At 73.3% G+C, this 19,846-nt stretch carries 20 protein-coding genes; 8 read left to right on the plus strand and 12 right to left on the minus strand.

The annotated features are described in order from the left end of the window. Positions 1-276: 276 nt before the first annotated feature. Positions 277-1,008, minus strand: a complete 732-nt coding sequence (locus ABZV34_RS18580; protein WP_356277277.1) for a VIT1/CCC1 transporter family protein — start codon at positions 1,006-1,008, stop codon at positions 277-279. 248 nt (positions 1,009-1,256) lie between these two features. Between ABZV34_RS18580 and ABZV34_RS18585 the strand changes: the two genes are divergently transcribed. From ABZV34_RS18585 to ABZV34_RS18615, 7 genes are read left to right on the plus strand one after another with little or no spacing between them, the layout of a single operon-like run. Next, on the plus strand, positions 1,257-2,630 hold the full coding sequence (locus tag ABZV34_RS18585) for an ADP-ribosylglycohydrolase family protein (RefSeq protein ID WP_356277279.1): 1,374 nt from the start codon (positions 1,257-1,259) through the stop codon (positions 2,628-2,630). Further along, a complete protein-coding gene (locus tag ABZV34_RS18590; protein ID WP_356277282.1) occupies positions 2,627-3,838 on the plus strand; it encodes an ADP-ribosylglycohydrolase family protein in 1,212 nt (403 codons plus the stop codon). The genes ABZV34_RS18585 and ABZV34_RS18590 overlap by 4 nt, the downstream gene beginning before the upstream one ends. 28 nt (positions 3,839-3,866) lie before the next feature. Beyond that, positions 3,867-5,015: an ADP-ribosylglycohydrolase family protein gene (locus ABZV34_RS18595; protein ID WP_356277285.1), complete on the plus strand. Its 1,149-nt coding sequence runs from the start codon at positions 3,867-3,869 to the stop codon at positions 5,013-5,015. Further along, positions 5,003-6,421: an ADP-ribosylglycohydrolase family protein gene (locus ABZV34_RS18600; protein ID WP_356277287.1), complete on the plus strand. Its 1,419-nt coding sequence runs from the start codon at positions 5,003-5,005 to the stop codon at positions 6,419-6,421. Before ABZV34_RS18595 ends, ABZV34_RS18600 begins: the two co-directional genes overlap by 13 nt. Then, positions 6,418-7,338, plus strand: coding sequence for a ribokinase (rbsK, locus tag ABZV34_RS18605; protein ID WP_356277290.1), 921 nt, complete (start codon positions 6,418-6,420; stop codon positions 7,336-7,338). The genes ABZV34_RS18600 and rbsK overlap by 4 nt, the downstream gene beginning before the upstream one ends. After that, entirely contained in the window at positions 7,335-8,537 is a 1,203-nt protein-coding gene (locus ABZV34_RS18610; protein WP_356277293.1) for a CoA transferase, read from the plus strand. The genes rbsK and ABZV34_RS18610 overlap by 4 nt, the downstream gene beginning before the upstream one ends. Beyond that, positions 8,534-9,382 carry a CoA ester lyase gene (locus tag ABZV34_RS18615; protein WP_356277295.1) on the plus strand — a complete coding sequence of 283 codons (849 nt, stop codon included), beginning with the start codon at positions 8,534-8,536 and terminating at the stop codon, positions 9,380-9,382. Before ABZV34_RS18610 ends, ABZV34_RS18615 begins: the two co-directional genes overlap by 4 nt. Before the next feature lie 52 nt (positions 9,383-9,434). Here ABZV34_RS18615 and lgt read toward each other — a convergent pair whose 3' ends face one another. The 11 genes from lgt to hisI all read right to left on the minus strand — a co-directional run bounded on the left by lgt (position 9,435) and on the right by hisI (position 18,990). After that, a complete protein-coding gene (gene lgt, locus ABZV34_RS18620) occupies positions 9,435-10,580 on the minus strand; it encodes a prolipoprotein diacylglyceryl transferase (RefSeq protein WP_356277297.1) in 1,146 nt (381 codons plus the stop codon). A 132-nt stretch (positions 10,581-10,712) separates the two neighbouring features. Next, entirely contained in the window at positions 10,713-11,489 is a 777-nt protein-coding gene (locus ABZV34_RS18625; RefSeq protein ID WP_356277300.1) for a thioredoxin domain-containing protein, read from the minus strand. A gap of 175 nt (positions 11,490-11,664) precedes the next feature. Continuing rightward, complete coding sequence (gene trpA, locus ABZV34_RS18630; RefSeq protein WP_356277303.1) at positions 11,665-12,480, minus strand: tryptophan synthase subunit alpha; 816 nt, start codon at positions 12,478-12,480, stop codon at positions 11,665-11,667. After that, entirely contained in the window at positions 12,477-13,769 is a 1,293-nt protein-coding gene (trpB, locus tag ABZV34_RS18635) for a tryptophan synthase subunit beta (protein ID WP_356277306.1), read from the minus strand. The genes trpA and trpB overlap by 4 nt, the downstream gene beginning before the upstream one ends. A 305-nt stretch (positions 13,770-14,074) precedes the next feature. After that, positions 14,075-14,293, minus strand: a complete 219-nt coding sequence (locus tag ABZV34_RS18640) for a tryptophan synthase subunit(beta) (protein ID WP_356277353.1) — start codon at positions 14,291-14,293, stop codon at positions 14,075-14,077. 142 nt (positions 14,294-14,435) lie between these two features. Then, positions 14,436-15,245, minus strand: a complete 810-nt coding sequence (trpC, locus tag ABZV34_RS18645; RefSeq protein ID WP_356277309.1) for an indole-3-glycerol phosphate synthase TrpC — start codon at positions 15,243-15,245, stop codon at positions 14,436-14,438. A 167-nt stretch (positions 15,246-15,412) separates the two neighbouring features. Next, entirely contained in the window at positions 15,413-15,859 is a 447-nt protein-coding gene (locus ABZV34_RS18650) for a DUF2752 domain-containing protein (RefSeq protein WP_356277312.1), read from the minus strand. An 89-nt stretch (positions 15,860-15,948) separates the two neighbouring features. Beyond that, positions 15,949-16,200, minus strand: a complete 252-nt coding sequence (locus ABZV34_RS18655) for an HGxxPAAW family protein (protein ID WP_356277315.1) — start codon at positions 16,198-16,200, stop codon at positions 15,949-15,951. A 183-nt stretch (positions 16,201-16,383) separates the two neighbouring features. Beyond that, positions 16,384-17,037: a TIGR02234 family membrane protein gene (locus ABZV34_RS18660; RefSeq protein ID WP_356277318.1), complete on the minus strand. Its 654-nt coding sequence runs from the start codon at positions 17,035-17,037 to the stop codon at positions 16,384-16,386. A 52-nt stretch (positions 17,038-17,089) separates the two neighbouring features. After that, positions 17,090-18,577 carry an anthranilate synthase component I gene (locus tag ABZV34_RS18665; protein WP_356277321.1) on the minus strand — a complete coding sequence of 496 codons (1,488 nt, stop codon included), beginning with the start codon at positions 18,575-18,577 and terminating at the stop codon, positions 17,090-17,092. A gap of 11 nt (positions 18,578-18,588) precedes the next feature. Then, positions 18,589-18,990: a phosphoribosyl-AMP cyclohydrolase gene (gene hisI / locus ABZV34_RS18670; RefSeq protein ID WP_356277324.1), complete on the minus strand. Its 402-nt coding sequence runs from the start codon at positions 18,988-18,990 to the stop codon at positions 18,589-18,591. A 130-nt stretch (positions 18,991-19,120) separates the two neighbouring features. Here hisI and ABZV34_RS18675 point away from each other — a divergent pair, with 130 nt between their 5' ends. Continuing rightward, positions 19,121-19,756 (plus strand): TIGR03085 family metal-binding protein, encoded by a 636-nt coding sequence (locus ABZV34_RS18675; protein ID WP_356277327.1) that lies wholly within the window; start codon positions 19,121-19,123, stop codon positions 19,754-19,756. Positions 19,757-19,846: the final 90 nt, after the last annotated feature.

Here is a 19,846-nt window from a genome sequence, read left to right on the forward strand (position 1 = left end):
ATGGAGCGGTTCTCGGGAACCGGATACTGCGTTCCAACATGCGGACACCGGGGGTCGCGGCGGGGGGTACCGCGCACGGCACTGGAGGTAAGGGGACCCAGGGGGACAGATCGGTGTCCGTGGGGCCGGAAGCGCGGCAGGCGACGTCGCCCGCCACGGTGGTGCGGAGCAGGCTTCATTGCCCGCAGCGCTTACGGCTCATGCCCAGTGGTTAACTATTCGAAACCAGCGAGTAACCGGCTACTTATGCAGTCCTTTGCATAGCTCCGCCATACATCATCCTACGGCGGTACCGAACAGACTGCCCAGGACGTACGTCACACCCGCCGCGGCACCCCCGAGTGCGAGCTGCCGGATTCCGCTGTACAGCCAGGACCGCGCCGTCACCCGGGCCACGACGGCGCCGCACGCGAAGAGCCCGGTCCCCGCGAGCAGCAGCGCGGGCCACAGGACGGTCGCGCCGAGCAGGTACGGGAGCAGGGGCAGCAGGGCACCCAGGGCGAAGGAGCCGAAGCTCGACACGGCGGCGACCGTGGGCGAGGGCAGGTCGCCGGGGTCTATGCCCAGCTCCTCGCGCGCGTGGATCTCCAGGGCCTGCTCGGGGTCGCGGGACAGCTGCCTGGCGACCTCACGGGCCAGCGCGGGCTCGACCCCGCGGGTCTCGTAGAGCGCGGCGAGCTCACGCTCCTCGTCCTTCGGGTGCTTTCTCAGCTCCCGGCGCTCCACGTCGAGTTCGGCCTCGACGAGTTCGCGCTGCGAGGCGACGGAGGTGTACTCGCCGGCGGCCATGGAGAAGGCTCCGGCGGCCAGGCCCACGAGGCCGGTGATGACGATCGTCCGATGGGAGACGGACCCGCCGGCGACACCGGTCATCAGGGCGAGGTTGGAGACGAGCCCGTCCATCGCGCCGAAGACCGCGGGGCGCAGCCAGCCACCGTTCACATCACGGTGGGTGTGGTTGTCCCGGTGCGCCTCATGCAGCGCGGCTTCGGTCTCGATGATGGACATACGGGTCCCCCAGAACGCGCGATTGGACTGTTTCTACTTTTCGACAACCCCAAAAGTACGCCTGGAATTTCCTCCCCGCCAGCAAGGAAAGGCTCGGCTAACCTGCGCCTTTACCCTTTCTCGCTCATCCGTGGATGGTCCCGCACAGATGTCGACCGGGTGAATACGGGGCCGTGCGAGGCTCTGCGCGCCTCCTCCGGTGGGACACATCCCCAAAGGGCTCTGGGCCCTGAGAGGAGTGGCACCGAATGGCTTCCATCGCCTGCATCCCCTCCGTCCCGGCGCCCGGGGACGCCACCGGTCTGCGCGAACGGGCACGAGGCGCGCTGCTCGGACTCGCCGTAGGGGACGCGCTGGGCGCGCCCGCCGAGAACATGCGGCCGTCGGAGATCCGCGCGAAGTGGGGCCGGATCACGGGCTACGTCGCCGAGCATCCGGCCGGCACGGACGACACGGAGTACGCGATCTTCTCCGGACTGCTGCTGGCCCGGCACGGCTCGGCGCTCACCGTGGCGCACGTCGAGGCGGCCTGGCACGAGTGGATCGCGGACCGTGACGAGGGACCGTTCCGCGGCGCCGGCTTCAGCGAGCGCGGCACCCTGGAGAACCTCCGCCGGGGACTGGCGGCCCCCATCTCGGCCCAGCACCGGCACGCCTGGAGCGACGGCCTGGCGATGCGCGCGGCGCCTTTCGGCGTGTTCGCGGCGGGGCGTCCCGCGGAGGCCGCGCGCCTGGTGGCGATCGACGGTTCGGTGAGCCACGACGGCGAGGGCATCTACGGCGGCCAGGCGGTCGCGGCAGGTGTCGCGGCGGCGATGGCGGGCGCCTCGACGATCGCCGTGGCCGCCTCCGCGCTCGCGGTGATCCCGGACGACTCCTGGACGGCCCGCTCGCTGCGCCGCGCGATCGCGGTCGCGCACCGAGGCGAACGAGCGGTGCGTTCGGCGGTCGTCATCGGCGGTTACCCCTGGACGGACCTGGCCCCCGAGGCCGTCGCCCTGGCCTTCGGCGCGTACGCCGCCGCCGACGGCGACTTCACCGAGTCCGTCCTCACCGCCGTCAACATGGGCCGCGACGCCGACACCACGGCGGCGGTGGCGGGAGCGCTGGCCGGGGCGACCCGGGGCGCCCGCGCGATCCCGGCCGCGTGGGCGGCGGCCATCGGTCCGGCGCGCGGCAGCTGCCTCCCCTCGATGGAGGGCCACCACGTACTGGACGTGGCGGAACTGCTGACCCCCGGGGACGACAGAAAGTGGCGGTCGGGTGCCGCACGGGAGCCGGTCCCGGACGGCGCGCTCCCCGTACGGAAGCCCGGCCCGGACGACGCACCCCCCGCACGGGACCGGAGACGGCACGCACGCGATCCGCACCGCACGAGAGCGGCCCCGCATCCGGAACCGGCCGCCACCCCCGGCCCCCACGCCCTCGCCACCAGTCCCGCCCTCCCCGTGGACCCCGTCCTCACCATGGACCAGATCCCCGCCACCGACCCCGTCCTCACCATGGACCGGACCCCCGCCACCCCCGCCACCCACGCCGTCACCGCCGCGGACCACCCCGTCACCGCGGACCTCGCCACCGCCCACGCCCTTGCCACCGCCGACCAGGAGGTACGCCCATGAGACCCGGCCTCGTGGGAGACGAAGCCGGCGCGGGAGCGGCCTCGGCGCCGGACGTCCTCGTCACGGAGGTCGCCGACCCGGCGCCCGGCCCGCGCCTCCGCCGTATCGAGGGCCTCCTGCTCGGCCTCGCCGCGGGCGACGCCGCCGGCTGGCCCGCGGCCCGCCACCGCGCCGCCCGGATGCCCGAGTGGACACGGCGGCTGACCAGGGAACTGGACACGTTCGCCGAACAGAACGCCACGACGACCCTGCCGGTGCCCATCGCCCTGAACCAGCCACCGGAGCCCCTGCGGCTCGGCCCCTCGGACGACGCCGAGTGGGCGGCGTTCGCCGCCGAGGCCGTGCTGCGGGCCGGCGACGCCGCCGCGCTCGGCGATCTCAGCCGGGCACGGCGGATGCGGGCGTCCATCGACCTGTCCTGGAACGCCGTCGCCAGCGAGGTCGCCGCGGCCGCCGAGCGCGCCCCCGAGGTCGAGTCCGCGCTGCTGCCGCTGCGCGCCCGGATCTCCGTACGGGCCGGGCTCGGCAACCTCGCCACCGGTCTGCGGCCGCCCGCCACCGGCCACGACAATCCGCACTACTTCGACGACGCGGCCTGCGTACGGGCCTGTGTGCTCGCCATCGCCCACCCGGGCGATGCCACGCTCGCCGCGGAACTGGCCGAGTTCGACGCCCGCTACACCCAGGACGGTGACGGCGTGCACGGCGCCCGCGCCATGGCCGCCGCCCTCGCGCTCGCCCTCGCCGGGGCCGACGTCGAGGCCTGCGCGGAAGCCGCCCTCGCCGAACTGCCCAGGGAGACCGAGATCGGCCGCAACGCGCGCCACGCGCTGCGGCTCGCCCGCGACAGTGAGGGCACCTTCGCCCTGGTCCCCCTCCTGGAACACCAGATCGTCGACCACGTCTACAGCTACGGCGTCGCGGCGGCGGAAACCGTTCCGGTCGCCCTGGCCCTCGCGACCGCGGCGCGCGGCCGGATCGCGGAGGCGGTGCCCGCCGCCGCCTGCCTCTCCCGTGTCGCCGACTCCGCCCCGGCCCTGGCGGGGGCGCTGACCGGCGCGCTCGGCGGCGGCGCCGCGATCCCGGCCACCTGGCGCGACGCCTGCCGGATCCTCTCGGGCTGCGCGCTTCCCCGCCTCACCGGTACGGATCTCGTCGGACTCGCCGATCTGCTCGAAGCGACGGAACTGGCCCTCCCAGAGGGATGATTCGGGCATGACGCCCAAAAATGTAGAAATGGGAACCCTCGACGAACGGATCACGGGAGCCCTCGTCGGAGCCGCCGTCGGCGACGCGCTCGGCGGCCCCGTCGAGGGCTACACCCCCGAACAGATCACCGAACGGCACGGCGGTCGCGTGCACGGCGTCGTCGGCCCCTGGAACGGCGACGCCTGGCGCACCGCCCGCCCCATCGCCCCGTACCACAAGGGCGACGGACACGTCACCGACGACACCCTGATGACCCACGCGCTGATTCGCGTGTACACCACGGTCCGCGACCACCTCGACGCCTACGCCGTCGCCGGACACCTGGTCCCCGACCTGATGACGGCACCCCGCTGGATCCCGGAACTGGAGGCGGAGGCGCTCCCCCTCCAGCGGATCTTCCTCGCCGAGAAGTGGCTGGTCGCCAGGCTCCACTACGGCCATGTGGACCCCCGGGAGGCGGGCGCGGGCAACATCGTCAACTGCGGCGCCGCGATGTACATGGCACCGGTCGGACTGGTGAACGCGGCCAACCCGGCGGGCGCGTACACCGAGGCGCTGGACGTCGCGGGCGCGCACCAGTCCTCCTACGGCAGGGAGGCGGCGGGCGTGCTGGCGGCGGGGGTGGCCGCGGCCTGCACGCCGGGGGCGACCCCGGACTCGGTCGTCACGGCCTGCCTGGCGCTGGCCAAGGACGGCACCCGGGACGCGATCGAGGCGGTCTGCGAAGTCGCCGCCCGGCATTCGGACTTCGAGTCGGCGCTGCGCCCGCTGCGGGAGGCGGTGGCCCCCTACGACACGGTGGGACCGGACTACCGCGCCCCGTCGCTCGGTGCCCGCCGCCCCTCCCGTCTGCACTCCATCGAGGAACTCCCCGTCGCGCTCGGCATGCTGCTCGTCTCCGGCGGCGACTTCCGGCACGCGGTCCTCGGTTCGGTGAACTACGGCCGCGACTGCGACTCCATCGCCACGATGGCCGGGGCCCTCGCCGGCGCGCTCGGCTCCGAGGTCCCGCGCGACTGGGCCAAGACGGTCGAGGAGTCGAGCCGTCTCGACCTGCACGCCCCGGCGACGGCCCTCGCGGAGGTGACCCGCGAGATCTTCCACCGGGACGTACACCGCCGGCGCGCGCACGAGGCGGCGTACGCCGCGCTTGCGGGGCTCCCATGCTCCGACTGACCTGGGTCCAGCCCGAGGACCTGCTCGGGCACGAGCTCCACCAAGCCGCCCAGGACGGCCGCGAAGCCGATCCGGTCGCGGCACGCTGGCATGCGGCCGGCGGCCCCCGGGCCCCTCTGCGGGCCGGCGCCTCCGCCACTCCCGCCTCACCGTACCTGCGGGCCCTCGCGACCGATCTGCTGGACGAACTCGCCGACCTCCCAGGCGAGTTGGCGGAACATGAGCCGACGGACCTGGCCTCGATCATGACCCGCTGCCCGGACTGGCCCGCACGGCAGCCCGACCCGCCGGACGTCGGCGACGGCGGCACACCCACCGCCGCGCCCAAGGTCCCGGGCGCCTCCGCGGCCGTCGCCGTACCCCGCCTGGAGGCCGCGTGGCTGGGCCGGGCCGCGGGCTGCCTGCTGGGCAAACCCGTCGAGAAACTCCCCCTCCACGGCCTCCGCGCCCTGGCGAAGGCCACCGGGAACTGGCCCCTCCACACCTGGTTCACGGCCCGCGGCCTGCCCACGGAACTGACCGAGGCGTACCCCTGGAACAGGCGCTCGGCGTCCACCTCGCTCGCCGAGAACATCGACGGCATGCCCGAGGACGACGACCTCAACTACCCCCTCCTCAACCTGCTGTTGCTCCAGCGCCACGGCAGGAGGTTCACCACCGCGGACGTGGCCCGCCTCTGGCTGGACGAACTCCCCGCCGGCCGCACCTTCACCGCGGAACGCGTCGCCTACCGCAACCTCCTCGCCGGCGTCGAACCCCCGCACACGGCCCACCACCGCAACCCCTTCCGCGAATGGATCGGCGCCCTCATCCGCGCGGACGTCCACGGCTGGACGAACCCCGGCGACCCGGCCGCCGCCGCGGCACAGGCCCACCGCGACGCCACCCTCACCCACACCGCGAACGGCGTGTACGCCGCCATGTTCACCGCCGCCACCATCGCCGAGGCCGCCACCGGCCACAGCGACATCCACGCCTGCCTGCGCACCGGCCTGACCGTCGTACCCCCCGCCTCCCGGCTGGCGAAGGCGGTCCACCACGCCGTCCGGCTCGCCCACTCGACCGTCGACTTCGAGAAGGTCGTCGACGTCCTGCACACCACCTACGGCGACTACCACTGGGTGCACGCCCTCCCCAACACCGCCCTGATCGCGGCCGCCCTCACCCACGCGGACGGCGACTTCGGCGGATCCGTCTGCCGCGCGGTGTCCGGCGGCTGGGACACCGACTCCAACGGCGCCACGGCGGGCAGCGTCGCGGGCCTGCTCGCCGGCGCCCCCGCCGCCCTGCCGGAGCGCTGGACCACCCCGCTCAAGAACCGCCTGGCCACCTCCCTCGCCGACTTCAACGGCATCGGCTTCGACACCCTCGCCCAGCTCACGCACCGGGAGACCCGTCACCCATGACCCATATCGCCGTGCTCGGCAGCACGAACATGGACCTCGTCACGTACGTCGCCAAGGCCCCCCAGCGCGGTGAGACCGTGACGGGACGGGAGTTCCGTACGATCCCCGGCGGCAAGGGCGCCAACCAGGCGGTCGCCGCGGCCCACGCGGGCGCCGACGTCACGTTGATCGGCGCGGTCGGCGTCGACTCCTTCGGCTCCCAGCTCCGCTCCGCCCTGGAGCACTCCGGCGTGGACACCGACCACCTGCGCACCACCGAGGGCCCCTCCGGCACCGCGCACATCGTGGTGGACGACGAGGGCGGCAACGCGATCGTCGTCATCCCCGGCGCCAACGGCACCGTCGACCACCTCGCCCCCGGTGACGAGGGCCTCATCACCACCGCCGACGCGCTCCTGCTCCAGCTGGAGATCCCGCTCGCCGCCGTCGTCGCGGGCGCCGAGGCGGCCCGCCGCCACGGCGTCCGCACCCTTCTGACCCCATCCCCCGCGCAACCCCTGCCGTCCCAGCTCCTCGCCTCCATCGACCTGCTGGTGCCCAACGAGTACGAGGCCGCCGCGCTGACCGGCACCCCCGATCCCCGCGAGGCCGCCACCGCGCTGCTCGACCTGGTGCCGGAGGTCGTCGTCACCCTGGGTGCCGCGGGCAGCCTGTACGCGGCCCGGGGCGCCGCCCCCCTCACGGTCCCCGCGCCCCGCGTCAGCGCCGTGGACTCGACCGGCGCGGGTGACACCTTCGTCGGCACCCTCGCGGTCGCGCTCGCGGAGGGCCGGCCGATGCCCGAGGCCCTCGCCTGGGCGTCGGCCGCCGCCGCGCTGTCGGTCCAGCGGATCGGGGCCACGTCCTCGATGCCGTTCCGCTCCGAGATCGACGCCGAGGCCGCGTCGCACGCACACCACGCGCAGTCCACGTCATGAGCGCGCGCCCCGGGCCCGGCCCGCTCACCGGATTGCGCGTCCTCGACCTCGCCACCCTCTTCGCCGGACCGCTCGCCGCCACCCTGCTCGGCGACTTCGGCGCCGAGGTCGTCAAGGTCGAGCACCCGGCCAAGCCCGACCCGTCCCGGGGCCACGGCCCGTCGAAGGACGGGATCGGCCTGTGGTGGAAACTCCTCGGCCGCAACAAGCGCGCGATCACCCTCGACCTGTCGAAACGCGGTGGCCGCGCCACCCTGCTGCGGCTCGCCGCGGAGGCCGACGTGATCATCGAGAACTTCCGCCCCGGCACCCTGGAGAAATGGGACCTGGGCTGGGAGGAACTGTCGGCCGCCAACCCCCGGCTCGTACTCGCCCGCGTCACCGCCTTCGGCCAGTTCGGCCCCTACGCGCACCGCCCCGGCTTCGGCACGCTCGCGGAGGCCATGAGCGGCTTCGCGGCGATCACCGGCGAACCCGGCACACCCCCGGTCCTGCCCCCTTTCGGCCTGGCCGACTCGATCGCGGGGCTGACGACGGCGTACGCCGTGATGACCGCCCTGCGCGCCCGCGAGACCTCGGGCCTCGGCCAGGTGGTCGACATGGCGATCATCGAGCCCATCCTCACCGTGCTGGGCCCGCAGCCGCTCTGGTACGACCAGCTCGGCCACGTCCAGCCCCGCACCGGCAACCGGTCCGCGAACAACGCGCCCCGCAACACCTACCGCACGGCGGACGGATCGTGGGTCGCCGTCTCGACCTCGGCGCAGTCGATCGCCGAGCGGGTGATGCGGCTGGTCGGACGCCCGGACCTGATCGACGAACCCTGGTTCGCGACCGGGGCCGACCGGGCACTCCACGCGGACGTCCTCGACGAGGCGGTGGGCGCCTGGATCGCCCGCCGCGACCGTGCGGAGGTGCTGGAGGCCTTCGAGAAGGCGGAGGCGGCGGCGGCCCCGATCCAGGACGTCACCGATGTCATGGAGGACGCCCAGTACGAGGCGCTGGACACGATCACCACCGTCGCCGACCCGGAACTCGGTCCCCTGCGCATGCAGAACGTCCTGTTCCGGCTCTCCTCCACCCCCGGCTCGATCCGCTGGGCGGGCCGGCCGCACGGCGCCGACACGGACGCCGTCCTCACCGAGCTCGGACTGTCCGGCACCGAGATCACGGCCCTCAGATCGGAAGGCGCCCTGTGACGAACCCGGCCTTCCCGCTCACCTGGCTGTACGCCCCCGGAGACCGTCCGGACGTGGTCGTCAAGGCCCTCGCCTCGGGCGCGGACATCGTCCTGATCGATCTGGAGGACGCGGTCGCGCCGGACCGCAAGGAGTATGCCCGCGACGCCACCGCGGAACTGCTCTCGGACCCTCCCCCGGTCCCGGTCCACGTCCGGGTGAACACGCTGGACGGCCCCCTGGCCGAGGCCGACCTGAAGACGCTCTCCCCGCTCCCGGGCCTCTCCGGCCTGCGGCTGCCCAAAGTGGCCTCGTCCACCGACGTCGTCCACGTCGCGGAGCACGCCGTGTCCGCCGAGGGCAGCGGGATCCCGCTGTACGCCCTGCTGGAAACGGCCCTCGGCGTCGAACACGCCTTCGCCATCGCCTCGGCCCACCCGACCGTGCGCGGCATCGGGCTCGGCGAGGCGGATCTCCGGGCCGACCTGGGCGTACGTGAGGACGCGGGCCTGGACTGGTCCCGTGCCCGGATCGTGCTCGCCGCCCGGGCCGCCGGACTCCCACCCCCCGTGCAGTCCATCCACCCCGACATCCGGGACCTGGAGGGGCTGGCGGCCTCCTGCGCCCACGGGCGCACCCTCGGCTTCCTCGGCCGTGCGGCCATCCACCCGCGCCAGCTCCCGGTGATCGAACGCGCCTACCTTCCGACACCGGCCGAGGTGGAGAGCGCCGAGGCCGTCGTCGAGGCGGCCGGCATCGAGCCCGGGGCCCAGGCCCTGCCCGACGGCCGTTTCGTGGACGCGGCGGTCGTGGCGTGCGCCCGCCGCACTCTGGCGCTGGCCCGGCGCGACGCCCTGACCGCATGACGGAGGGGGCGCCGCGTCGTCGGACGCGGCGCCCCCTCGGTGTACCCGGTCGTCAGCCCTTCTTGGCCGACTCCGCCTCGCTCTTCACGGCGCCGGCGGAATCCGCGGACGCCTCCGCGGCCCCGGCGTCGGCCGAGACCCCGGACGTCGCACCCGCGCCGGGCTCCGCGTCCGCGTCGCCGGCACCCTCGCCTGCGGCCTTCTCGTCGGCCTTCTCGTCGACGCCGTTCTTCCCGCCCGACTCGCCGTCGGTCTTCTTCTCGGCCTTCGTCCCGGCCTTCTCGCCGGACTTCTCGTCCGACTTCTCGCCGGACTTCTTGTCCAGGCCGACCGAAGCCCCGGCCCCGGCCTCACCGTCGCCCTCGTCCTCGCCGGAGGCGTCCGCACCCGGCTCGACGATCTCCTCACGACCGGGCCGCAGCCGGGCCGACACCACGATGTAGGTCACCGCGAGCACGAAGACCACCATCGCGGTCCAGTCGTTGAGACGCAGGCCCAGGAAGTGGTGGGCGTCGTCCACGCGCATGTACTCGATCCAGCCGCGGCCGACGCAGTACGCGGCGACGTACAGCGCGAACGCCCGTCCGTGGCCCAGGGTGAAGCGGCGGTCGGCCCAGATGACCAGGAAGCCGACACCGACGCACCACAGCGACTCGTACAGGAAGGTCGGGTGGTAGTACCCCGGCACCCGCCCGTCCGTGGCGGACGTGATGTGCAGCGCCCAGGGCAGGTCCGTGGCCTTGCCGTACAGCTCCTGGTTGAACCAGTTGCCCCACCGCCCGATGGCCTGCGCGAAGACGATGCCGGGCGCGAGCGCGTCGGCCCAGGCGGGCAGCGGGATACCGCGCCGGCGGCAGCCGATCCACGCGCCCACCGCACCGAGCGCGATCGCGCCCCAGATGCCGAGGCCGCCCTGCCACACCTTGAAGGCGTCCACCCAGTCGCGGCCCTCGCTGAAGTACAGCTCGTAGTCCGTGATCACGTGGTAGAGACGGCCGCCGACGAGACCGAACGGCACGGCCCACACCGCGATGTCGGCCACCGTGCCGGCCCGCCCTCCCCGGGCGATCCAGCGCTTGTTGCCGAGCCAGACGGCTACGAAGACGCCGATGATGATGCAGAACGCGTAGCCGCGCAGCGGAATGGGGCCGAGGTGCAGCACACCGTGCGACGGGCTGGGAATGTAGGCAATATCCATGGCAGGGTCGACGCTACCGTGCCGGACGGGACCCGCGACGGGTGCCTCGGCAACGGGTCCATAACGGGCAGCGCCCCCGGACCCTTCGCAGGCCGGGGGCGTCACGGGTCGGGGGGCTCGCGGATCCGGGGCTCAGCCCTTGTTCTCCGCCTGCACCAGCTGCTTGAGCTTCGCGGGGGTCATGCTCTGGTCCGCGTAGATGTTCTTGCTGCCCAGCAGCACCGTCGGGGTGCCACTGAAGCTGCCGCTCTGGAAGGCCGCGTTCGACTTCGTCACCCAGCTGTCGTGCCTGCCGTCGTTGACGCACGCGCGAAAGCCCGGGGTGTCGAGGCCGTCGACCTTGCCCGCCAGCCCGATGAGCTTGCCGTTGTCCGCGAACGTGTCCTCGGTCTCCTTGGGCTGGTTCGCGTACAGCACGTCGTGGTAGGCGGCGAACTTGCCCGCGTCCTGGGCGCAGGCCGCCGCGTTGGCCGCGTGCCGGGAGCCGCTGCCTCCCATGTTTCCGTCGATCAGCGTGACCAGGTGGTATTCGACCTTCAGCTGACCGGCGTCCACCAACTGGCGGATCGTCGGGCGGTACACCGTCTCGAAGGACTCGCACGCCGGGCAGCGGAAGTCCTCCCAGACCGTGAGGGTCGACTTGGCGCCGTCCTTGCCGACGGGAATCGCCAGACCGTCCTTGCCGGTCGCCCCCGAGGGCGCCACGGCCGGTCCCGCCGCGGTGTTCTTCTTGTCCTTGCCCGCGCCGGCGGCCAGCACGCCCACCACCGCGGCGAGGGCGAGAACGCACACCACCGACGCGCCCACGATCAGCGCCCGGCGGCGCTTCTCCGCACCCTTCTGCTTCTGTCGCTCGACCGCCAGCCGCTCACGGGCGGTGCTCTTTCCCTCACGGTTCTTCTCGCTCACATCCGGCAGAACGAACCGGGGAGGCGCAGCGCGCCTCCCCGGTCCCAGGTCCACCCGTTCGAGTGAGCGGATTGTCCCTTACGTGCCTGGACGGCCGCCCGTCACGGGTCCGGACCGCCGTCCCGCGTCACAGGTCCGGACCGCCGTCCCGCGTCACGGGTCCGGACCGCTGCCGTCACAGCCTTCCGCGCACGCCCTTCGCCAGCTCGCCCGCGAGCGCCCGTACGGCCTCCAGGCCGGCCGTCTCGTCCGGCGCGTCCAGCATCCGCTTCACGAAGGCCGAGCCGACGATGACCCCGTCGGCGAAGCCGGCCACCTCGGCCGCCTGGACCGCGTTGGAGACACCGAGGCCGACACAGACCGGCAGACCGGTGGTGGCCTTGGTGCGCCGCACCAGGTCCTGGGCCTGGGCCCCCACCGACTCCCGGGTTCCGGTGACGCCCATCAGCGAAGCCGCGTAGACGAAACCGGACCCCGCCGCGGTGATCTCGGCGAGCCGGGCGTCCTTGCTGCTGGGCGCGACGACGAAGACGGTCGCGAGCCCGTGCTTCTCGGCGTGCTCCCGCCACAGCGCCGACTCCTGCACGGGCAGGTCGGGCAGGATGCAGCCCGCGCCGCCCGCCTCCGCCAGTTCGGCGGTGAAGCGCTCGACGCCGTAGCGGTCGATCGGATTCCAGTACGTCATCACGAGCACGGGCTTGCCGGTGGCCTCGAAGGCCTCCCGGACGGTCCGCATGACGTCGGCGATCTTGACTCCGCCACGCAGGGCGATGTCGTCGGCGGTCTGGATGACGGGACCGTCGAGGACCGGGTCGCTGTGCGGCAGACCGACCTCGACGACGTCCGCACCGCCCTCGAAGACGGCCTTGACCGCCGCGATGCCACCGTCGACGGTCGGGAAGCCGGCCGGCAGGTACGCGATGAGGGCGGACCGCCCCTCCGCCCTGGCACCGGCGAGGGTGTCGCTCAACAGCCGGATGTTGCCGCTCACTTCGCGTCCCCCTCGATCTCGGCGTTCTCGTTGTCCGCGTCCGCGGGGACGGCCGCGTCGGCGCCCTCGTCGTACAGGCCGAAGTAGCGGGCTGCCGTGTCCATGTCCTTGTCGCCACGGCCGGACAGGTTGATGACGATCAGCCCGCCCTCGCCCAGTTCCCTGCCGACCTCCAGGGCCCCGGCGAGCGCGTGGGCGCTCTCGATCGCCGGGATGATGCCCTCGGTACGGGAGAGCAGGCGCAGTGCCTGCATGGCCGCGTCGTCGGTGACCGCGCGGTACTCGCCGCGGCCGCTGTCCTTGAGGTAGGCGTGCTCGGGGCCGATGCCCGGGTAGTCCAGACCGGCCGAGATGGAGTAGGGCTCGGTGATCTGTCCCTCCTCGTCCTGGAGGACGTAGGACCGCGAGCCGTGCAGGATGCCGGGCTCGCCGGCGGTCAGGGTCGCGGCGTGCTCACCGGTCTCGATGCCGTGGCCCGCGGGCTCGCATCCGATGAGGCGCACACCGGCGTCCGGGATGAAGGCGTGGAAGAGCCCGATGGCGTTGGAGCCGCCGCCGACGCACGCGATGGCGGCGTCCGGGAGACGCCCGGCACGCTCCAGGATCTGCCGCCGGGCCTCGACCCCGATCACCCGGTGGAAGTCGCGGACCATGACCGGGAAGGGGTGCGGACCCGCGACGGTCCCGAAGAGGTAGTGGGTGTGGTCGACGTTGGCGACCCAGTCCCGGAACGCCTCGTTGATGGCGTCCTTGAGGGTGCGGCTGCCCGACTTCACGGAGATGACCTCGGCGCCGAGCATCCGCATACGGGCGACGTTGAGGGCCTGCCGCCGGGTGTCGATCTCACCCATGTAGATGGTGCACTCGAGGCCGAACAGCGCACAGGCGGTGGCGGTGGCCACCCCGTGCTGCCCCGCCCCGGTCTCGGCGATGACCCGCGTCTTGCCCATCCGCCTGGTGAGGAGGGCCTGGCCGAGAACGTTGTTGATCTTGTGGGAGCCGGTGTGGTTGAGGTCCTCGCGCTTGAGGAACACCCGGGCGCCACCGGCGTGTTCGGCGAAGCGCGACACCTCGGTCAGCGCACTCGGGCGTCCCGTGTAGTGGACGAGGAGATCGTCGAGTTCACGCGCGAACTCGGGATCCGCCTTCGCCTTGTCGTACTCGACGGCGACCTCGTCCACGGCGGCGACCAGCGCCTCCGGGATGAACTTGCCGCCGAACGCGCCGAAGTACCCCTCGGCGCTGGGAACCTGACCCTCGGGGTCGGGAATGAAGAACTCGCTGGGCATGCGGTTACCTCGCAGGGGCGAAAGCCCCGGTTGAAGGTCGGACATGGGATCACATCAGCCATGTACGCACGCACACACACCGTGTCACCTTCAGGCCCGCCGGACCTGGGACCGGCACGGCCGGCGAACCGTCGGGGCCAGCCGGCGTACAACCCCCGGGCTGTCTCACCGGTGCCAGGGCGCTCCCTGAGCGGTCCTCGCGGGTGCCGGAACGGTCGCGGCCGCCTGGGACGTCCGGCGGGCCGGAGCGGTTTCCACCCGAGGGCGGCCGACCGCCGCCGGACGGACCGGCGGTCCTGACCCGCTCAGCCCGTCCGCGGGACGGAGCCGGTCGGGGACGACGCGTGTGCGCGTGCGCCGGGGCGCCATCGCATGCCGTTGACCTGGCCCGGTTCGTCACCGATGACATAGCGGACCCGGCGTCCGTGGACGCGGCGGGCCGGCGCCCGGCAGCCGCGCGGACGGCAGCCACGGGCGAGTCGGGCGTACGGGTCCCGGGCCGCCGAGGCGGGCGGGAGCGTCACGGCGGACCGCGCGCGGAGCCGGTCCGCGTTCACGTCGTGGGCCGGGCCGGGAGCGACCGACCGCACGCGCACCGGACCGCCGTCCGGGCGCGGGCCCGGACGGGGAACGGCGAGGGCGTGGGTCGGGGTGGCCATCGGTCCGTCAGTTCCGTCCGTGCCGCAGCGCGGGGTGGGCCCCGGCCGCGACGAGGTCGGAGACCGCGGTCCTCGGGTCGCGCCCGGTGACGAGGGACTCGCCCACCAGGACCGCGTCGGCGCCCGCGTTGGCGTACGCGATGAGGTCGTGCGGCCCGCGGACGCCGGACTCGGCGACCTTGATGACGCCGGCCGGGATCTCGGGGGCGACCCGCTCGAAGGTGGTGCGGTCCACCTTGAGGGTCTTCAGATTGCGCGCGTTGACGCCGATGACCTTCGCGCCGGCGTCCACCGCCCGCTCGGCCTCGTCCTCGTCGTGCACCTCGACGAGCGGTGTGAGCCCGATGGACTCGGCACGCTCGATGAGGGACTCCAGGGCCGACTGGTCGAGGGCGGCCACGATCAGCAGAGCGAGGTCGGCACCGTACGCGCGGGCCTCCCAGAGCTGGTACGACGTGACGATGAAGTCCTTGCGCAGCACGGGGATGTCGACCTTGGCGCGGACGGCCTCCAGGTCGGCCAGCGAGCCGCCGAAGCGGCGCTGCTCGGTCAGGACCGAGATGACGGACGCGCCGCCCGCCTCGTAGTCCGCGGCCAGTCCGGCCGGGTCGGCGATCGCGGCGAGCGCGCCCTTGGACGGGCTGGAGCGCTTGACTTCGCAGATGACCTTGACGCCGTCACCCCGCAGGGCTGCCACGCCGTCCTTGGCCGCAGGAGCCTTCGCCGCGCGCTCCTTGAGCTCGTCGAGGCTGACGCGCGCCTGCCGCTCCGCGAGGTCGGCACGGACTCCGTCGATGATCTCGTCGAGCACACTCACGCGAGCGGCCCCCTTCCCTGACGGTGAACGGTTGAAGCGGTTGAGCCTGTCGACCCGGCACCGCCGTCCCGGCGGTCCCTATGGGTCACTCCGATGGTATCCGGAGGAGGAGCCATGCCTCACATCCGGTTGACGCCGGTCCCACTACCTGGACATTTGTCATTTGATCAAGGGTGCAGCCAGCCACCGAAGGGCAGGTTCCGGACAACCGTGAAAATCAGCGCCACGGCGCCGACGCTCCACAGATGCACGGGTCCCAGATCGGTCCGCGATGGCCGGCCACGTGCCGAACGGACCACCCAGACGGTCCACAGCGCCGCGAAGGCCACATAGCCCACGACGGCGAGCGCGTTGTCCGTGAGCGCCGTGGCGAGGTCCCCGTGCACGAAGGCGTGCGCACTGCGCAGACCGCCGCAGCCGGGGCAGTACACGCCCGTGAGGCGCAGCAGCGGGCAGACGGGGTAGTGCCCCGGCTGATTGGGGTCCACCGCCCCGACGTACGCGAAGGCGGCCGCGACGGTCCCGAGCACGCCGGCCGGGACGCCGAGCCGCCGCAGCGCGAGCGGGACGCGCGTGCGCGGTGCCCTCTGGGTTTCGGCGTTCACGTCACGCATTCTGCCCCTCCCGCGCGCGGGGCGCGCGGCACGGACACGCGAGAGGCGGTCCCGGGGGTCGGGACCGCCTCTCGGGAAGCTTCTCGGGGTCAGCTCTCGGCGCCGACGGCCTCACGGACGGGCCGGGTGGGAACGGACGCGGTGCCGGCCTTCGGCTGGCCAAGACCCGCCGCCCGCATCGCCATGCCGACGACACCGCCGAGCAGAACGATGACCATGCCGGCCCAGAAGCCCAGCGGGTCGGCCATCACCATGAAGGCACCGGAGACGCAGAAACCGATGAAGGCGATGATGACACCGGTCCAGGCGGCCGGGGTGTGACCGTGGCTACTGCCCGCCATGACTTGCTCCTCGTTGCTGTGTGCGTGTGTGAGTCGGACGCTCACCGTCCATTGTCCCGTACTCGGACGTCCATCGTGAGCGCGGGGGTCGCTCCTCACACGTCTGATGCGTCACGTCGTGACGGAGGTCCGGGTCCCAGGGCCCGCTGAGGACCCTGGGAGGGAGTCCGTAGGACCCGGGACCTAGGTCCCTGCCGGATCCGGCCCCGTGGGGTCCTCGCCGCGGTCGAGGGCCTTCCAGAGGTCCTCGGGCCGGTCGGGGTCGACAGGTGTGGCCTTGCGCGGCCGGGGCGTCCCGTCGCGCTCGTAGCGTCCGGACATCGCGGGCCACAGCCGTCCGTAGCGCAGGGCGAGCAGCCCGGCGACGAGGATGAGGGCACCGCCCGCCGCGGCGACGTACGGCCAGGCGGTGTGGCTGAGGGCGTCCGCGGTGGCGGCGGTGTCGCCGGACGCGGCCGCGGCCTTCTCGTCGAGGGCGGAGTCGTCGCCGGCGCCGAGCACGGCCGCGACGGCCGCGCCCGCGCCGGAGAGCGCGAGCAGCGCGGAGACCAGCAGGCGTCCGGAGCGGCGGACGGCGAAGACGGCGACGAGCGCGGCGAGGCCCACCACGGCGAGCGCCGCGGGCACTCCCGTGACGTCGCTGCCCCTCGCGGTCAGCGGGAAGGCGCCGCCGGCGACCGTCGCCGTGCCCTGCGACCAGGTCTGCCGGGTGGCGAGCAGGGCCACTGCCGCGCCGAGGGCGCCGCAGAGCAGGGCGATGCCAAGGCTGCGGCGGCCGGCCCGGGCGGGGCCGGCGGCTTCGGATCGGGGGGGAGGTACGGCAGTCACGTACCCCACTATCGCCTGAACCCCGGGCGAACCGTCACCCGGGGTTCACGTGAGCCTTGTCCTACTGCCCGAGCCGGTTGGCCGTGTGCACCGCGCGCAGGACGGCGGCCGCCTTGTTGCGGCACTCGTCGTCCTCCGCGACGGGGTCCGAGTCCGCGACGATTCCCGCTCCCGCCTGCACGTACGCGGTGCCGTCGCGCAGCAGGGCCGTACGGATGGCGATGGCCGTGTCGGAGTCGCCCGCGAAGTCGAGGTAGCCGACGCAGCCGCCGTACACCCCGCGCCGGGAGGGCTCCAGCTCGTCGATGATCTGCATCGCGCGCGGCTTGGGGGCGCCGGAGAGGGTGCCCGCGGGGAAGCAGGCGGTGAGGACGTCGAAGGCCGTGCGGCCCGCCGCGACCCGGCCGGTGACGGTGGAGACGATGTGCATGACGTGCGAGTACCGCTCGATGGACATGAAGTCGACGACCTCGACCGAGCCGGGCTCGCAGACCCGTCCGAGGTCGTTGCGTCCGAGGTCGACGAGCATCAGGTGCTCGGCGCGCTCCTTGGGGTCGGCGATCAGCTCGTCGGCGAGGGCCTGGTCCTCCTGGACGGTGGCGCCGCGCGGCCGGGTCCCCGCGATGGGGTGCACCATGGCCTGCCCGTCCTCGACCTTCACCAGGGCCTCCGGGGACGACCCGACGACGTCGAACCCGTCGAAGCGGAAGAGGTACATGTACGGGGACGGGTTGGTCGCCCGCAGCACCCGGTACACGTCCAGCGCGCTGGCCGCGCACGGTGTCTCGAAGCGCTGGGACGGCACGACCTGGAAGGCCTCGCCCGCCCTGATGCGTTCCTTGACGTCCTCGACGGCGCGCTGGAAGTCGGGGCCGCCCCACAGCGCGGTGTACTCGGGCAGCTCGGAGGGCGGCAGCGCGGCGGGGGGCTGCGAGACGGCGCGCGAGAGGTCGGCCTCCATGGCGTCGAGGCGCGCGATCGCGTCGGCCCAGGCCTCGTCGACGCCCGTGTCGAGGTCGTTGTGGTTGATCGCGTTGGCGATCAGCTGGACCGAGCCGTCCCAGTGGTCCATGACCGCGAGGTCGCTGGTGAGCAGCATGGTCAGCTCGGGGAGTTTCAGGTCGTCGTGCTCGCCGGGGCCGATCTTCTCCAGGCGGCGGACGATGTCGTAGCCCAGGTAGCCGACCATGCCGCCGGTGAACGGGGGCAGGCCCTCGCCGCGCGGGGTGTGGAGCGCCTCGACGGTGGCGCGCAGGGCGGCGAGCGGATCGCCCTCGACGGGGACGCCGACGGGCGGGGTGCCCTGCCAGTGGGCGTGCCCGTCGCGCTCCGTGAGGGTGGCGTGGCTGCGGACGCCCACGAAGGAGTAGCGGGACCAGGCGAAGGAGGCGCGGCCGTTCTCCGCTGACTCCAGGAGGAAGGTGCCGGGACGCTCCGCGGCCAGCTTGCGGTAGAGCGCGACCGGCGTGTCGCCGTCCGCGAGGAGCTTGCGGCTGACGGGGATGACACGGCGGTCGGTGGCCAGCTTGCGGAAGGTCTCGAGGTCCATGGCGGATGACCTTACTGACCTGGTGACGGCACGTCGGTGACGGCGTCCTTGAGCAGTACGTCGGCGTCGAAGCAGGTGCGCTCCCCGGTGTGGCAGGCGGCGCCGACCTGGTCGACCCGGACCAGGAGGGTGTCGGCGTCGCAGTCGAGCGCCACGGACTTCACCCACTGGAAGTGGCCGGAGGTGTCGCCCTTCACCCAGTACTCCCCGCGGCTGCGCGACCAGTACGTGCAGCGGCCCGTGGTGAGCGTGCGGTGCAGTGCCTCGTCATCCATCCAGCCGAGCATCAGCACCTCGCCGGTGTCGTACTGCTGGGCGATGGCGGGGACGAGTCCGTCGGCGCTGCGCTTGAGGCGCGCGGTGATCTGCGGGTCGAGGCCGCTGGGCCCGCTGGGCGGGGGCGTGCTGGTCATGGAGACCATTGTGCCGCGCCGGTGGGACGCGTCCGGCAGTTGTCCACAGGCCGGACCTCGTGTCCCCCGGTGTCCCCGGTTCGCCTCCCTCCACTGGGCGGAGTGCCGGGGCGGTCGTAGGCTTGCTGCCATGTCGACCCATGCCAAGCGTGAACGGCTCCTGCTCGCCGACCTGTTGGAGACCGCGGGCCCCGACGCCCCCACTCTGTGCGAGGGCTGGAACACCCGTGATCTCGCCGCGCACGTGGTGGTGCGCGAGCGCCGTGCCGACGCGGCGGGCGGGCTGCTGATCAAGCAGCTCGCGCCGCGCCTGGAGCGGGTGCAGGCGGAGTTCGCGGAGAAGCCGTACGAGGAGCTGATCCAGCTGATCCGTACGGGACCGCCGCGGCTGTCGCCCTTCTCGCTGAAGCAGATCGACGAGGCGTCGAACACGGTGGAGTTCTACGTCCACACCGAGGACGTGCGGCGGGCGCGGCCCGGCTGGACGCCGCGTGAGCTGGACCCGGTCTTCCAGGACGCCCTGTGGTCCCGGCTGGAGCGCACGGCGCGGCTGGCCGGGCGGGGCGCCCCGACCGGACTGGTGCTGCGCCGCCCGGACGGGCAGACGGCGGTCGCGCACAAGGGCGCGCCGGTCGTGACCGTGACCGGTGAGCCCTCGGAGCTGCTGATGTTCGCGCTCGGGCGGCAGAAGGCGGCGGACGTGGAGCAGGACGGCGACGCGGACGCGATCGCGAAGCTGAACGAGACGAAGAAGCTCGGTATGTGACCCCGGGGCGCGCCGCCGCGCCGCCGCACGGCCGCCCCCGGCCGCTCCGCACCACCGGCCACCGGGTCACGGCCGCGGGACCGGGGGGGT

The organism is Streptomyces sp. NPDC005195 (genome assembly GCF_040608315.1).
GTDB classification, from domain to species: Bacteria; Actinomycetota; Actinomycetes; order Streptomycetales; family Streptomycetaceae; genus Streptomyces; species Streptomyces kaempferi.

Bases quoted from the DNA above. Each gene is read 5' to 3' on its own strand.
- lgt (WP_356277297.1), bottom strand. From the start codon at position 10,580: ATGGATATTGCCTACATTCCCAGCCCGTCGCACGGTGTGCTGCACCTC.
- ABZV34_RS18650 (WP_356277312.1), bottom strand. From the start codon at position 15,859: ATGCGTGACGTGAACGCCGAAACCCAGAGGGCACCGCGCACGCGCGTC.
- ABZV34_RS18610 (WP_356277293.1), top strand. From the start codon at position 7,335: ATGAGCGCGCGCCCCGGGCCCGGCCCGCTCACCGGATTGCGCGTCCTC.
- trpB (WP_356277306.1), bottom strand. From the start codon at position 13,769: ATGCCCAGCGAGTTCTTCATTCCCGACCCCGAGGGTCAGGTTCCCAGC.
- ABZV34_RS18600 (WP_356277287.1), top strand. From the start codon at position 5,003: ATGCTCCGACTGACCTGGGTCCAGCCCGAGGACCTGCTCGGGCACGAG.
- ABZV34_RS18665 (WP_356277321.1), bottom strand. From the start codon at position 18,577: ATGGACCTCGAGACCTTCCGCAAGCTGGCCACCGACCGCCGTGTCATC.
- ABZV34_RS18590 (WP_356277282.1), top strand. From the start codon at position 2,627: ATGAGACCCGGCCTCGTGGGAGACGAAGCCGGCGCGGGAGCGGCCTCG.
- rbsK (WP_356277290.1), top strand. From the start codon at position 6,418: ATGACCCATATCGCCGTGCTCGGCAGCACGAACATGGACCTCGTCACG.
- ABZV34_RS18595 (WP_356277285.1), top strand. From the start codon at position 3,867: ATGGGAACCCTCGACGAACGGATCACGGGAGCCCTCGTCGGAGCCGCC.
- ABZV34_RS18585 (WP_356277279.1), top strand. From the start codon at position 1,257: ATGGCTTCCATCGCCTGCATCCCCTCCGTCCCGGCGCCCGGGGACGCC.
- ABZV34_RS18655 (WP_356277315.1), bottom strand. From the start codon at position 16,200: ATGGCGGGCAGTAGCCACGGTCACACCCCGGCCGCCTGGACCGGTGTC.
- ABZV34_RS18675 (WP_356277327.1), top strand. From the start codon at position 19,121: ATGTCGACCCATGCCAAGCGTGAACGGCTCCTGCTCGCCGACCTGTTG.
- hisI (WP_356277324.1), bottom strand. From the start codon at position 18,990: ATGACCAGCACGCCCCCGCCCAGCGGGCCCAGCGGCCTCGACCCGCAG.
- ABZV34_RS18580 (WP_356277277.1), bottom strand. From the start codon at position 1,008: ATGTCCATCATCGAGACCGAAGCCGCGCTGCATGAGGCGCACCGGGAC.